General features: G+C 66.0%; 11 protein-coding genes and 1 pseudogene. 7 read left to right on the forward strand and 5 right to left on the reverse strand.

Features of this window, described 5'->3' with window-relative positions:
- Nucleotides 1–86: 86 nt before the first annotated feature.
- The 3 genes from VEIS_RS13405 to VEIS_RS13415 all read right to left on the reverse strand — a co-directional run bounded on the left by VEIS_RS13405 (nucleotide 87) and on the right by VEIS_RS13415 (nucleotide 3311).
- The gene (locus tag VEIS_RS13405) at nucleotides 87–1070 is read right to left on the reverse strand and encodes a Bug family tripartite tricarboxylate transporter substrate binding protein (RefSeq protein ID WP_011810492.1); all 984 of its coding nucleotides are present in this window, start codon (nucleotides 1068–1070) and stop codon (nucleotides 87–89) included.
- A gap of 67 nt (nucleotides 1071–1137) precedes the next feature.
- Entirely contained in the window at nucleotides 1138–2643 is a 1506-nt protein-coding gene (locus VEIS_RS13410) for a malonyl-CoA decarboxylase (protein ID WP_011810493.1), read from the reverse strand.
- Nucleotides 2643–3311: a GntR family transcriptional regulator gene (locus tag VEIS_RS13415; RefSeq protein WP_011810494.1), complete on the reverse strand. Its 669-nt coding sequence runs from the start codon at nucleotides 3309–3311 to the stop codon at nucleotides 2643–2645. Before VEIS_RS13415 ends, VEIS_RS13410 begins: the two co-directional genes overlap by 1 nt.
- A gap of 547 nt (nucleotides 3312–3858) precedes the next feature.
- Between VEIS_RS13415 and VEIS_RS13420 the strand changes: the two genes are divergently transcribed.
- The 4 genes from VEIS_RS13420 to glmS all read left to right on the forward strand — a co-directional run bounded on the left by VEIS_RS13420 (nucleotide 3859) and on the right by glmS (nucleotide 8100).
- Nucleotides 3859–4128, forward strand: coding sequence for a metal-sensing transcriptional repressor (locus tag VEIS_RS13420; protein WP_011810495.1), 270 nt, complete (start codon nucleotides 3859–3861; stop codon nucleotides 4126–4128).
- 11 nt (nucleotides 4129–4139) lie between these two features.
- A complete protein-coding gene (locus VEIS_RS13425; RefSeq protein ID WP_011810496.1) occupies nucleotides 4140–4901 on the forward strand; it encodes a nickel/cobalt efflux protein RcnA in 762 nt (253 codons plus the stop codon).
- Nucleotides 4902–5059: 158 nt separating this feature from the next.
- Nucleotides 5060–6031: a ribosome biogenesis GTPase YlqF gene (gene ylqF, locus VEIS_RS13430; RefSeq protein ID WP_041950028.1), complete on the forward strand. Its 972-nt coding sequence runs from the start codon at nucleotides 5060–5062 to the stop codon at nucleotides 6029–6031.
- Between the two features lie 47 nt (nucleotides 6032–6078).
- Nucleotides 6079–8100 carry a glutamine--fructose-6-phosphate transaminase (isomerizing) gene (gene glmS, locus VEIS_RS13435; protein ID WP_011810498.1) on the forward strand — a complete coding sequence of 674 codons (2022 nt, stop codon included), beginning with the start codon at nucleotides 6079–6081 and terminating at the stop codon, nucleotides 8098–8100.
- A gap of 327 nt (nucleotides 8101–8427) precedes the next feature.
- On the opposite strand, the gene VEIS_RS13440 is transcribed toward glmS, so the two are convergent.
- Nucleotides 8428–9243 (reverse strand): IclR family transcriptional regulator, encoded by an 816-nt coding sequence (locus tag VEIS_RS13440; protein ID WP_011810499.1) that lies wholly within the window; start codon nucleotides 9241–9243, stop codon nucleotides 8428–8430.
- Between the two features lie 115 nt (nucleotides 9244–9358).
- Between VEIS_RS13440 and VEIS_RS13445 the strand changes: the two genes are divergently transcribed.
- Together VEIS_RS13445 and VEIS_RS26310 are read left to right on the forward strand one after the other, a co-directional pair.
- Complete coding sequence (locus VEIS_RS13445) at nucleotides 9359–10144, forward strand: enoyl-CoA hydratase-related protein (RefSeq protein WP_011810500.1); 786 nt, start codon at nucleotides 9359–9361, stop codon at nucleotides 10142–10144.
- A gap of 17 nt (nucleotides 10145–10161) precedes the next feature.
- Nucleotides 10162–11324, forward strand: a pseudogene (locus tag VEIS_RS26310) (CaiB/BaiF CoA transferase family protein).
- Nucleotide 11325: 1 nt separating this feature from the next.
- Here VEIS_RS26310 and VEIS_RS13455 read toward each other — a convergent pair.
- On the reverse strand, nucleotides 11326–12276 hold the full coding sequence (locus VEIS_RS13455; protein WP_011810501.1) for an IS110 family transposase: 951 nt from the start codon (nucleotides 12274–12276) through the stop codon (nucleotides 11326–11328).
- A gap of 226 nt (nucleotides 12277–12502) precedes the next feature.
- On the opposite strand from VEIS_RS13455, the gene VEIS_RS13465 reads away from it, so the two are divergent.
- A protein-coding gene (locus VEIS_RS13465) for an IS3 family transposase (RefSeq protein WP_232287686.1) occupies nucleotides 12503–13638 on the forward strand; the annotation gives its coding sequence in 2 pieces (ribosomal slippage) (nucleotides 12503–12707 and nucleotides 12707–13638; 1137 coding nt in all).
- The last annotated feature ends 101 nt before the right edge of the window (nucleotides 13639–13739 follow it).

Consider the following 13739-nt stretch of genomic DNA (forward strand, 5'->3'; position numbering starts at 1 on the left):
GTTTTCGATGGCTGTTGGTGCACGGAAATCATGCGCTGCAACTCGTTTCGATACTCTGAATGCTGCGCAATGCAGCGGCATCGATCTCAATCGGGCTTTACGCCGGCAGTCTTGACCACTTGGGCCCAGCGCCTGAGCTCGCTGCCGACAAAGGCGCCGAACTGCTGCTGCGTCATGCCGCCGTAGTCCGCGCCGTTGCTGGCCCACAGGGCCTTGATGTTTTCGGCGCTCCCCAGGCGCTGGATTTCATCGACGATGCGCGCCTGCACCTCGGCGGGCGTGCCCCGGGGCGCCCACAGGCCGTACCAGGTGGTCACGGTGTAGTCGGGCAAACCCACTTCGGCGGCGCAGGGAATATCCGGCAAGGCCGGGTTGCGCCGGGCGCCCGAGACCATCAGCGCCTTGATGCGCCCGCTCTTGATATGCGTGGCCGATGAGCCCAGGCCGTCGAACATCATGTCGACATTGCCGGCGATCAAGTCCTGCAGCGCCGGGCCTGCGCCGCGATAGGGAATATGGGTGATGAAGGTGCCGGTTTGCTGCTTGAACAGCTCAGCGGCCAGATGGTGCGAGGTGCCAGCCCCGGCCGAGCCGTAATTGAGCTTGGCCGGGTGGCGTTTGACATGCTCCAGGAACTGCCGGAAGTTGGCCGAGGGCGTCCCCGGGTGGACCACCACGACCTGGGGCACATTGGCCAGCAGGGCCAGCGCGATCAGGTCTTTTTCGATGTCGTAATCGAGCCTGGGGTACATGGCAGGGGCAATCGCATGGTGCACGGCCCCCATGAACAGGGTGTAGCCGTCCGGCGCGGCCCGGGCGGCGAAGCTCGCCCCGAGCGTGCCGCCGGCGCCGCCACGGTTGTCTACCACCAGGGTCTTGCCGGTGTTTTTGGCAAACTGCGCCGCCAGTGGCCGGGCAAATGCGTCGGTGCCACCCCCGGCAGGAAATGGCACCACCAAGGTGACCGGCCGGGCGGGCCAGTTGCTTTGCGCCCGGCTGCTGCCGGCCCGGCCCAGCCCTGCGGCAATGCCGAGCAGGGCCGCCCGGCGCTGGATTGTCCCGTTGCTCATTCTTTCTCGTCTCCTTCGTCGTCAGCAAAATCGCCCAGGGCCGGCCGGGGCCGCGCCAAGATATCAATCATCGATCGTGGCACAGGCTGTCGATACCAGCCGACACCGGCACCGTGCCCTGCGCCAGCAGGCTGCGGTGCTTGTCGATGCGCTTGAGGTCGTACAGGTAATTGACCATCAGCCCATAGGACTGCTTCAAGCCCTTGGACGAGGGGTCGCCGGCCCAATTGAGCCGCTCGACCCGCGCCCCGTTGCCCAGGTGAAAGCGCGCCACCGGGTCCAGCGGCTTGCCCTCCTGCATCGCGCGGCCCAGATAGTACGCGGCGCATTCCTGCAGCAGTTGCCGCACGGGTGATTTGGCATCGAGCTCCAGCGCCTTGTCGCTGGCCGCCAGCAGCGGCGCGGCCTGCGGGTGCTCGACGCCCAGCGCGCGGCCCAGCTCGGCGCGGCGCTTGTCGTCCAGGCGCTCGATCATGGCGCCGGCATGCTTGCCCAGCCAGGCGCGAAAACCCGGAATCGGCGAGAGCGTGGCAAAGGTGCGCAGCCGGGGGAATTCGGCCGTCAGCGTCTGCACCACATGCTTGATCAGCGCGTCGCCAAAGCCCACGCCGCGCAGCCCGGTCTGGGTGTTGCTGATCGAGTAGAAGATCGCCGTGGTGGCCTTGGACAGGTCGGCCGGTGCCGCTGCCTCGTCCAGCAACGGCGCGATGCTGTGCGATATCCGATCGACCAGGGCCACCTCGACGAAGATCAGCGGCTCGCTGGGCAGCCGGGGGTGGAAGAAGCCGTAGCAGCGGCGGTCGCAGTCGAGCCGGTTTTTCAGGTCGGCCCAACTGCGGATGTCGTGCACCGCCTCGTACTTGATGAGTTTTTCGATCAGCGAGGCCGGCGAATCCCAGGACAGGCGGCGCAGTTCCAGAAAGGCCACGTCGAACCAGGTGCCAAACAGATGCTCGAGTTCGGCATCGAGCGCCAGCAGACGCTTGTCAGACTTGAGCAGCGGCAGCAGCTCGGCGCGCATGTCGAGCAAAAAGCGCAGGCCCTCGGGGAACACCGCAAAGCGCTGCAACAGCCGCGTGCGCTGCGAGACCAGGGCGCGGCGCAGGCTGATCTCGGCCTGGCCCTCTTCGTCCGTGCCGGCCGCAGCCTCGTACCGCTGGCGCGCCGATTCGAAGCGCGTGGCGTCGGGGGCGAACTGCTCGCACATCAGCAGCCACATGTCGCGCCGCTGCCCGGGCTCGGCCTGCGCGTACCACGCGGCCACGGCCTGGGCGCGGCGCCCGCCTTCGTGCTCGCTGACCTGCGGGGCCACCACCTCTTGCAAGTCGGTCAGCAGGCGGCGCAATGCGCGCGGCGGCAGCGCCTCCTGCCCGCGCCGCAGCGTGGCATGCAGCCGCTCGTGCGTCGAGCGCGGCGCGGCGCCGTCGGCCACGGATGGGGCGGGTTTGGCGGCCTTGTCGCCTGCCTCATCGGTCGCCTTGTCGGGTGCCTTGCCACCTGCCTTGTGGGCAGGCGGCGTGATGCTGCGCAGGCGGGACACGCTGCGGGCGATCCATTCGGGGGTGCTGTGCATCATGGTGTCAGCCTGGATGGTTGTTGACGGGCAATGTCGCGCAGCGCAGCGCGTTGGCGCAACAGATGCTCGCGCATGGCCTGTTCGGCGGCGTTGCAGTCGCGCGCCTTGAGCGCCGCGAACACGGCCATATGCTCGGCCAGGCTTTGCTGCAACCGGCCCGGCGCATGCAGTTGCTGGAGCCGCGCCAGGCGCAGGATCTTGCGCAGATCGCCAATCACCTGGGCCAGCCAGCGGTTGTCGGCCAGCGTGATGAAGGCTTCGTGAATGGCGTAGTTCGCCTCGTAATAGTCCGGGATGCGTCCCTGCTCCGCGCACAGTTGCAGCCGCTGGTGCAGGGCCTCCAGCGCGGCCACATCTGCGCCGCCCACCCGGCGCGTGGCCTCGTGCGCGGCGCGGCCTTCGAGCAATGCCATCACCGGGAAGATCTCGTCCAGATCGCGCTCGCTGACCTCGGCCACAAAGCAGCCCCGGCGCGGCTCGTGGCGCAGCAGACCTTCGGCCACCAGCACCTTGAGCGCCTCGCGCAGCGGAGTGCGCGAAATGGCCAGCCGTTCGCACAGGGCGGCCTCGTCGAGAAAACTGCCCGGCGCCAGCGCCCCCGCGAAGATTTGCGCGCGCAGCCGCGCGGCGGCGGCGTTGTGCAGGGAGTCGGGGGTAGGGCGCATGTGGAGAGCAGACAGGCCAGGCGGGTGAAAAAAGCAGGCAACGCGATCGTGTAACGGGCAGGGGCCGGGGTGGGATGATCAGGGTTTACCCTTGGTTTTTCGGGGGTTGACCGGAAAGCCCGGAGGCGCCCCGGTGGCAGTTTCGGCAACCATCATCATTCAAAAATACGGCAACCGCCAAGATTGTCGGTCAATCAGCATAATTTTCGATAATTATGTGAAGTGACTGGCAAAAAGACCACAGACGATCGTTCGCCCGTGCCGAGACCCCTTCAAGCAACGATCCATTTCCCAACCCTTGCCGCTGCCATCCCCCAGCGCTGCCTACAAATGCCGCCATCCGGCAGACCGTTCCGCGCTTGACCGACGCAGCCCGTGTGGCGGTGGACGAGAGACGCCGGGCGGCCCTCATGCGCGCGGTCGACCATCCGCACGCGGCGAACACGCCCAGCACACGCCCGGTCGAAGCCGCACGGCAAACCGGGCCGATGGTGATCTGCATGTCCGGGACCCTGGTATCCTCCCCTCCAGCATAGGATATGGACAGATGAACACACACACATCGCACCCCGACATCATCAAGCGCCTCAAACGTGCCGAAGGCCACCTCAAGGGCATCATCGCGATGCTCGAGGCAGAACGCAGTTGCCTGGAAATCGCCCAGCAGTTGCAAGCGGTCGAGAGCGCGCTTGGCAACGCAAAAAAAGCACTGGTTCACGATCACATCGAGCATTGTCTTGAACACGCCATCGGCGACAACCCCAGGGACTCTGGTCGAGCCATCCGCGAATTCAAGGAAATCACCAAGTATTTATAAGGGGTCCCGGCATGACGGATTTACTGCAACAGGGCGTTGGCAGCGCCTGGCTTTTCATTCCCGGCGCCATTTCGTTGGGCGCTTTGCATGGGCTTGAGCCGGGGCATTCCAAGGCGGTGATGGCCGCTTTCATCGTTGCCATTCGCGGCACCGTGGGCCAGGCCATCATGCTTGGCTTGGCGGCCATGGTCTCGCATACCGCCGTGGTGTGGCTGCTTGCCTTCCTTGGCATGCGCAGCCAGTGGAATGCCGAATCCTCCGAGCCGTACTTTCAATTGGCATCCGGCATGTCGATCGTCGCCATTGCCGTCTGGATGGCGTGGCGAACCTGGCGTGGGTCGCATCACCATGGTCATGCCGCCCTGCCTGAAGGCGCTGCATCCGCTGGCCAGGACCCGCATGAGCTGGCACATGCCAACGAGATCCGGCAGCGCTTTGGTGACGGCAAGGCAAGCAATCGCCAAATCATGCTCTTTGGCATCACCAGTGGATTGATTCCCTGCCCGGCAGCGATCACCGTATTGCTGCTGTGCCTGCAACTCAAGCAAGTCGCGCTGGGGGCCACGCTGGTGCTGTGCTTCAGCATCGGTCTGGCGCTGACGATGGTGTTGTCTGGCGTTGTCGCTGCCATCAGCGTGCGCCATGTTTCCAGGCGCTGGTCAGGTTTTGGCGAGTTTGCGCGCAGGGTGCCTTATGTCTCAAGCGCCCTGATCGTGTCGTTGGGGCTGTACGTCAGCTATTGCGGCTGGATGGCGCTATCGGGTGTGGCATGAGAGAAAATTCACCAGCAGCCATGCTTGGCGCCTGGCACCAGCGTCGCTGCCGGCGGGCAGGCCGGTGGGTTTGCGCGACGACCCATTCGGCATGAGCGTTTGCCGATACGATGGTCGTGACATATCGATGGTCGTGACACATGAAAGCACCCCCGCACATGGCCATACAGTGGTTCCCCGGTCACATGCATTTGACCCGAAAAGCCATCACCGAACGCATCGGGGACATCGATGCCGTGATCGAGGTGCTCGACGCGCGCCTGCCAGGCTCCAGCGCCAATCCGCTGCTGGCCGAGCTTACCGGCCGCAAACCCAGGCTCAAGGTGCTCAACAAGCAGGATCTGGCCGACCCCGAGCGCACCGCGCTGTGGCTGGCCTGGTACCAGGCCCAGGACGGCACCAGCGCCGTGGCACTGGACGCATCCGGGCCTGCGCCCGTCCGCCAACTGATAGCCGACTGCCACCGGCTGGCGCCCCACCGGGGCGGCATGGCCAAGCCCATGCGTGTGCTGATCTGCGGCGTGCCGAACGTGGGCAAGTCGACGCTGATCAACCGCCTGAGCCACAAGCGCCAGGCCAAGACCGGCGACGAAGCCGGCGTCACCCGACAGGAGCAACGCATCACGCTGGCCGATGACTTCTACCTGTGGGACACGCCGGGCATGCTGTGGCCGCGCATCATCGTGCCCGAGAGCGGCGACCACTTGGCCGCCAGCGGCGCCATAGGCCGCAATGCCTACGACGAAGAACTGGTCGCGCTGCAACTGCTGCGCCGTCTGCAACGGCACTATGCCCCGCTGCTGGAGGCACGCTACCGGCTCGGCCTGCCCGCAGACGCCCTGGCCAGCCTGCACGACGAAGAACTGCTCCAGGCCATTGGCCGCAAACGCGGCGCCATGCAGGATGGCGGCCAAGTGAACCGGCAAAAGACCGCCGAGATCGTGCTGACCGATTTCCGCAGCGCCAGCCTGGGCCGCATCACACTGGAAACCCCGCGAGAATTCGACGCTTGGCGCGCCGCCGCCCTGGCCCGGGACGCCGAGCGCCAGGCGAGCAAGGACGCGCGCCGCAAAGCCAGGAGCGCGGGCCAGGGTGCATATGCACCCGCATCGGCGCGCAAGCCAGGCTGAGCGCCTGCGCCTTGTTACCATCGCTTTCCACCCAAGAGGCATCCACCATGTGCGGCATCGTCGGCGCGGTCTCCACGCGCAACATCGTTCCCATTCTCGTCCAGGGCCTGCAACGGCTGGAATACCGGGGCTATGACTCCTGCGGCGTGGCCGTGCATGCCGCCAGCCGCCATGCGCCGCACCGTGGCGCGGGCCTGCAACGCGCCCGCAGCACAGCCCGCGTGGCCGAGTTGTTGCAACAGGTGCAGGCCGAGCATATCGACGGCGCCACCGGCATTGCCCACACCCGCTGGGCCACCCATGGTGCGCCTGCGCAGCACAACGCCCACCCCCATTTCAGCCATGGCCGGGGACATGCAGGAGCAACGGCAGGCAGCGCTCGAGACGCAGCGGGCCGCGCGGGAGACGCGCAGGGCAAGGCCGGAGATGCGCAGGGCAAGGCCGGAGACGCGCAGGGCAAGGCCGGAGACGCGGAGGGCCGCGTGGCCCTCGTGCACAACGGCATCATCGAAAACCACGAAGAACTGAGCGCAGCCCTGCAAGCCAGCGGCTATCTGTTTACCAGCCAGACCGACACCGAGGTCATCGCGCATCTGATCGACAGCCACTACAGCGGCGACCTGCTGGCCGCCGTGCAGGCCAGCGTGGTGCAGTTGCATGGCGCCTACGCCATCGCCGTGATGCACAAGGACGAACCCCACCGCGTGGTGGGCGCGTGCGCAGGCTCGCCGCTGGTCCTGGGCGTGGGCAAGAACGGCGCCGAGCATTTCCTGGCCAGCGACGCCATGGCCCTGGCCGGCGTGACCGACCAGATCGTCTACCTGCAAGAGGGCGATCTGGCAGACCTGCAGCCGGGGCGCTACGCGATTGCCGGCAAGACGCAGGGTGGCGCAAGCCAACCCCTGACGCCCGCGCAACGCCCGGTGTGCACGGTGCAGGCCCACAGCGGCGCAGTCGAACTGGGCCCGTACCGCCATTACATGCAAAAGGAAATCTTCGAGCAGCCGCGCGTGATTGCCGACACGCTCGAAGGACTGGAAGACATCACCCCCGCACTGTTCGACGGCGCCCACCCGCATCAGGCGCGCGCTGCGGCGCAGGTGTTCGCAGAGATCGACAGCGTGCTGATCCTGGCCTGCGGCAGCAGCTACTACAGCGGCTGCACTGCCAAATACTGGCTCGAAGCCATCGCCGGCATCCCCACCCAGGTGGAAGTGGCCAGCGAGTACCGCTACCGCACCAGCGTGCCCAACCCGCGCAGCCTGGTCGTCGCCATCAGCCAATCCGGCGAAACCGCCGACACCCTGGCTGCCCTGCGCCACGCGCAGTCCCTGGACATGCAGCACCGACTGACCATCTGCAACGTGGCCACCAGCACCATGGTGCGCGAATGTCCGCTGGCCTACATCACCCGCGCCGGGGTCGAGATCGGCGTGGCCAGCACCAAAGCCTTCACCACGCAACTGGCGGGCCTGTTTCTGCTGACCCTGGCCCTGGCCCGTTCCAAAGGCCGCCTGAGCCAAGAGCAGGAGGCCGCCCACCTCCAAGCCATGCGCCACCTGCCCAAAGCCCTGCAGGCCGTGCTGGCGCTCGAACCCCAACTCATCAGTTGGGCCCAGGATTTCGCCCGCATGGAAAACGCCCTGTTCCTGGGCCGGGGGCTGCACTACCCGATTGCATTGGAGGGGGCGCTCAAACTCAAGGAAATCAGCTACATCCACGCCGAGGCCTACCCTGCGGGCGAACTCAAACATGGCCCGCTGGCACTGGTCACCAGCGCCATGCCCGTGGTGACGGTAGCGCCCAATGACGCGCTATTGGAAAAGCTCAAGAGCAACATGCAGGAGGTGCGCGCCCGCGCCGGCACGCTGTATGTGCTGGCCGATGCCGACACCTGCATCGAAAGCAGCGCAGGTCTGCATGTGATCCGCATGCCCGGGCACGGCGGCCCGTTGAGCCCGCTGCTGCACGTCGTGCCGCTGCAACTGCTGGCCTACCACACCGCTTGCGTGCGCGGCACGGATGTGGACAAGCCCAGGAATTTGGCCAAGAGCGTGACGGTGGAGTGAGGTCGAACCGGGCGCTCCGGGGCCAAGGCCGCTGCGGCATGCCGAGGGACATCCGGAACCCGCGCCATTTCGCAGGCATCGTCTGCCGGGTCACTATCGAATGCGGCGCAGCGGCGGCCTTCACGAACAGGTGCGACCAGGTGCGACCCGCGTAGCGTCCAGCCGGTGCGCGATCGGTCGGGGCCTCGAGCCACACCGGCGCGGCGTATGGCAGCGGCATGTGCATGCGCTGCATGTCCCGGCGCCGCCCCATCCGTCGTTGCGTGGGGCCTGCCAGCCAGGCAGCGTCGGGTTGTGAATGGCGTGGCGAGCCTTCACGCAGCCAGGTCACAGGGTATCGCTGTCCCAGGCTTTTCGGATGTCGTCCACCAGCGCCAGCAGCAGGCCCGCGTGGGCCGCGATGCTGTCGTCCAGCACCGGCGATGCGCTCGGAAAGCTGACGTTGAGTGCATACAACCCGCCGCCCGGCATGTGCAGCGGCGCCGCCACTGCCGCCATGCCCGCCTGCCACTGCGCAATGCAGTAGCCGCTTTTCCGGATGGCCTGCAAGGCGGTGTCCACACCACGCTTCAGTCGCGGCCAAGCGGCGCCATGTTGGCGCTCCAGTTGTGCCAACAGGGCCAGGCGCGCAGGCTGCTGCATGCCAGCCAGGAACGCGCAGCCCAGGGAGGTGCTGGCAATGGGAATGCGTGAGCCGGGACAGATGCGCCGCAAGAGGCCCGGTCGGCTCAAGCGCACGGAATCGAGGTAGACCATTTCGAGCTGATCGGCCACGGCGAGACCAACGTTGACGAGTCGGCCTTGCGCGACTTGGCGCATGAGCGGCAGGGCCTTTTCCAGCGCTCGCTGCGAACTGCGGTACGACAAGGCCAGGCTCAGGCATGCGGCGGTCAGCCGGTAGCCTTTTTGCTGCCCGTCATAGGCCAGAAAGCCGGCGTCCACCAGCGAGCGCATCAGCCGGCTGACCGTCGGGCGCGGCAGACCTGTCCGGTCGGCCAATTCAGCGTTGGTGAGGACGCCCACGCCACGCCGGAACGCACGCAGCAGTTGCAGCCCACGCTCGAGCGACTGGCTGCCCGGTGTGCTGCGCACAAAGGTGCCGGTGTCGCGCGTCAACGCCCGCGTCGAGACGCCTGCGGCCATGGCGCATCTCCTTGATTTCGATAAGCGAAATTCTGGACTCGTCCCGCCTTGTCCACCCGCAGGTGCGCGGGAATACTGGGCGCTCGCCGACACCAGAACGACATCGGAGACAAACGTGGATTTCGCAGAACTGCAATACGCGGTCGTGGGCCGGGCCGCCGTGCTCACCATCCACCGGCCCGAGCGTCTGAACGCCTGGACGCCAACGCTGGAAGCCGAACTCCGATCGGCCATCCGGCAAGCCAACCAGGATGACGGCGTGCGCTGCGCCGTGTTGACCGGGGCAGGACGGGCCTTTTGCGCCGGAATGGATATGCAGGTGCTGCGCGCAGGCCAGACCAACACCCGAGCGCCCGGCGCGTCCGATGAGGACGCGGCCCAGCGCTACGGCTATCTGTGGGATTTCGACAAACCCTTGGTTGCCGCGATCAATGGCGCGACGGCCGGCGTCGGGTTGTGTCTGGCGCTGTACTGCGACCTGCGGTACGTCGCGGCTGGCGCCAAGATCACGGCACCCTATGCCCGCCGCGGCCTCGTGGCTGAGCACGGCATGGCCTGGCTCTTGCCACGCCTGATAGGCCCCATGCATGCGGCCGACCTGCTGCTGTCGGGCCGCACGATCCTGGGCGAGGAGGCCGAACGCATGGGCTTGGCCAACCTGCTGCCGGCCGAGGGCTTCTTGAACGCCGTGATGCAGCGCGTGCAGGAGATTGCCACGGCCACATCGCCGCGCTCGATTCGCATCATCAAACATCAGTTGCGCCAAGCCCGCTACCAGACGTTGGGCCAGGCCACCCGCAGCGCCGACCTGGAAATCGCCGCCTGCCGCCACACCGAAGACTTCAAGGAAGGTGTGCAGCACTTTCTGGAAAAGCGCTCCCCCCAATTCACCGGTAGGTAGACATGGCAGACAACGACATGGCACAGCCGCTCGCAGGCATCCGGGTCGTCGAAATCGGGCAGAACATCGCGGGGCCTTACGCAAGCGAGATCCTGTCCTCGCTGGGCGCCGAGGTCATCAAGATCGAGCGTCCAGGGACGGGCGACGACGCGCGCGGCTGGGGCCCGCCCTTCTGGCGCGGCACGGCGACAACCTTCCAGGCCATGAACCACGGCAAAAAGAGCATTGCACTCGATCTCAGGAATGCTTGCCATGTCCAATGGCTGCACGGCCGGGTGGTCGAGGCCGATGTCTTCATCCAGAACATGCGGCCGGGTTCACTGCAAGCGCTGGGCTTGGGGCCGGGCGAACTGTGCGCGCTCAATCCGCGCTTGATCTACTGCTCGCTGTGGGCGTTCGGGCACAAAGGGCCCATGCAGATGGCACCCGGCTACGAGCCCATGGTGCAGGCATTCGCCGGCATCTTCAGCATCAACGGCCCCGAAACCGGCCCGCCGGCCCGCGTTGGCATGCAGGTGCTTGACTTGGGCACAGGCATGTGGGCTGCACTGGGCTGCATGGCGGCCCTGCTGCGGCGCGCGTCCACGGGCCAGGGCTGCGTGGTGGACACCTCCCTGTTCGAGACCGCGCTGACTTGGCTGCAGGTCATGATGGCGGGCTTTCAGGCCACCGGCAAACAGCCGCAGCGCCACCGTAGCGGCAACCCCAACGTGGTGGTTTTCCAGGCGTTGTCCACGAAGGATGGCGAGCTCGTCGTCGCGGCCGCAAACGACCGGTTGTTCGCAAGCTCGCCCGTGTGGCGGGCCGTCCGGAATGGGCGAGCGACCCGCGCTTTGCCAGCAATACGCTGCGCGTGCAGCACAAGGACGATCTGCTGGCGCAACTGCAAGCAATCTTCGAGACGCGCAGTTCGCAGGACTGGACAGACGCATTGGAGCAAGCCGGCATTCCCTGCGCCCCCATTCACGACTTCTGGCAGGTCATGGATCAGCCGCAGACCGAGGCGATCGGCATCTTCCAGAACATCCCCGGGATGGACCTGCGCATCGTCGGACTGCCGCTGTCCTTCGACGGCACGCGCCCGCCAGTGCGCCACCGCGCGCCCCACATCGGCGAGCACAACCAGGACATGGGAATTGCGCTGGCGGATCAACCACCAGCAACCATCTTGAATGACTAAGTCAAACCGCTTCAGCAAGTTCGTTGCGCCAAGGCGACTTGGTGCGAGCGATGGCGTTCAAGATGACCAACAGCTTGTGCATGCAGGCGAGCAGAGCGACCTTTTTGGGCTTGCCGGCGGCCAGCAGCCTTGCATAGAAGGCTTTGAGCACGGGATTGAAGCGCGTGCCTACCAAGGCGGCCACGAACAGCACGCGGCGCACGTCGGCGCGAGCGCCGAAGATGTGGCGCTGTCCACGCAGCGTGCCCGAGTCCCGATTGATGGGGGCCAAGCCCACCAGCGAGGTGATCTGCTTGCGATTGAGCTGGCCCAACTCGGGCAGTTGCGCCAGCAGCGTGCTGGCCGTGGTGGGACCCACGCCCTTGACCGAGGTCAGCAAGGCCGCCAGATCGGCGTGGTGTGCCAGGACATGCTCCTTGAGCTGCCCGTCCAGGTCGTTGAGTTGCTCGGCAATGGTAGCCATGATCTGCAGGATGCTGGGCTTGGCCTTGGGATGTGCCAGGGCCAGTCGCTGGCGTTCGGCCACCAGCATGGCTACGAGTTGGCGGCGGCGCACCACCAGGGCGGTCAACTCGCGCTGCTGCTCGTCGGCCAGCATGCGCGGCTCGTGACCCTGGGCGTCCAGCAAGGCTGCAAAGCCGCGCAGCGCCTGCGCATCGATGCGATCGGTCTTGGCCAGTTTGCCCATGCAACGGGCAAAGTCGCGTGCTTGGCGCGGATTGATCACCGACACACGCAAGCCTGCCGCGGACAAGGCAAGCGCCAGGTCCTGCTCGTAGCCGCCGGTGGCCTCCAGCAGCACCAGGCGCGGCGACAGCGGCGCCAGCAGTTGGCACAGCTGGGCATGCCCGGCCTCATCGTTGCCAAGACTGAAGGTCTGTGCTTGACCAGTGGTGGCCACCTCGAAGGTGCGCTTGGCCACGTCGATACCTACATAAACGGGTTCACTCATACAAGTCCTGTGGCTCCCAGCCTTATGAATACGAAATGTGTTCGGTCAACCATTCGGGATGCGGCAGAACAAACAGACCACCACCGTGCGCCCTGGGCTGCGATTCGAGCTCGGGCTCGCAGGAGGCACAGGCTGCACGGTGGTGAGTCAACCAGTTCAGCAATCAAGGCTGGCAACCACGCCTTGACCACTGAAGTTTGAATGATCTGAAAGATATAAGGAGGCAGTGCGACTGGCTCACGGCGGCCAGAGCATCGCAGCGGCGGCCAGGATGCTGGGCGTGGTGGAACAGACGCTGTTCAACTGGGTCAAGGCGGATCGCCTGGGCAAGCTCACAGGCGCTGACAGCAAGGCAGTGAACGCCGAGCAGATGGAGATCAGTCGACTGCGCGCGGAGCTTGCACGGGTGAAGATGGCGCGTGACATCTTGGGAAAAGCGACGGCGTACTTCGCGAAGGCGCAGAGCTGAAGTACGCCTTCATTCACCGCAACCGCCAGGCGTGGCCGATCTCTGTGCAGTGCCGAGTCCTGCAAGCCAGCATCACCGGCTACCACGAACACTTCGTTCGTAGAGCCAGCGCGGCCCAGCGGCACCATCTCAGCGACGACGCGCTGCTGGTGCACATCGAGGTGATCCACGCCGAAACGCGGGGCGGCTACGGCTGGCCGCGCACGTGGAAGGAACTGCTGGCCAGGGGCATCCGGGTGGGCAAGGAGCGGGTGCGCAAACTCATGCAACTGCACGGCATCCGGGCCAAGGGCAAGCGCCGCTTCAAGGTCACCACGGACAGCAAGCATGACCTGCCGATCGCCCCCAATCTGCTGGATCGGCAGTTCGATGTGGCCGAACCCGACAAGGTCTGGGTGGGCGACATCACCTACATCGCAACCGACGAAGGCTGGCTGTTCCTGGCCGTGGTGATCGACCTGTTCAGCCGCCAGGTGGTGGGCTGGTCGCTGCGCCAGGACATGACGCGCGACATCGTCATCGATGCTGTGCGCATGGCCTGGTTCAAGCGCCATCCGCGCAAGCATGCCGGGCTGATCTTGCACAGCGACCGGGGCAGCCAATACGCCAGCGAGGACTTCAGGGACGTGCTCGCCCAGTGCGGCATCACGGCCTCGATGAGCCGCAAGGGCAACTGCTGGGACAACGCCTGCAGCGAGACCCTGTTCGGTTCGTTGAAGGTGGAGCGACTGCATGGGCAGCGCTTCGTGACGCGGCGCCAGGCCAAGGACGAGGTCATCGCCTGGGTACTCTGGTACAACCGCACCCGGCTGCACTCCACGCTGGCGTACGTCAGCCCGGCGCGGTTCGAGCAAGACTGGCATGCGGCTCAGGCCAAGCAAGCCAATTCGTGACTCCGCTATGGGGTACGGATTCCAGGGGCAAGGTCATTTTCCTCTGTGCCCCGCCAAGGTGAGCAGCCTTGGCCCAACGCCTCCCATGCGGAGGCGTTTCT

It is taken from the genome of Verminephrobacter eiseniae EF01-2, assembly GCF_000015565.1.
GTDB classification, from domain to species: Bacteria; Pseudomonadota; Gammaproteobacteria; order Burkholderiales; family Burkholderiaceae_C; genus Acidovorax; species Acidovorax eiseniae.